This is a genomic window from Anaerococcus lactolyticus ATCC 51172 (assembly GCF_000156575.1).
Lineage (GTDB): Bacteria > Bacillota > Clostridia > Tissierellales > Peptoniphilaceae > Anaerococcus > Anaerococcus lactolyticus.
The window spans coordinates 1-456 of the sequence record NZ_GG666088.1; the positions used below are offsets into that span (position 1 = coordinate 1).

The window sequence follows — 456 nt, forward strand, 5'->3', positions numbered from 1 at the left end:
CAAGAGAACAAGTTAAAGTTAAGATTATGAATTTATCTCAGGTTATAAATCAAATACAAAAATCTGCATTTAAGGTTGATTCAAACGAAATTATAGATAACCTATCAAATATTCCATTGTTAATATTAGATGACCTTGGAATTGAAAGGGATACATCTTATGCAAGAGAACAAGTATATAACATTATAAACTCAAGATACCTAAAGGGTAGGCCGACAATTTTTACTACAAACTTATCATTGGAAATAATTCAAAATCCTAATATTGACCTTGAGTATCAGAGGATATATTCAAGAATACTTGAAATGACAATACCAGTTAAAGTTACTGGAGAAGATTTTAGAAGAAAAATCCATCAAGAGAAGTTAAGAAAATACAAAGAGTTACTTTTATATGGAGGTGGAATAGATGATTAATGAAGAAGTATCTAGGTCGAGCCTTAATCTTGAAGTAAGG

The 456-nt window shown here is 29.2% G+C and carries 1 protein-coding gene; it reads left to right on the top strand.

Features of this window, described 5'->3' with window-relative positions:
• Positions 1–416: ATP-binding protein (locus tag HMPREF0072_RS10385; protein ID WP_004830413.1), on the top strand; the 416-nt coding region annotated here is incomplete at its 5' end.
• Positions 417–456: the final 40 nt, after the last annotated feature.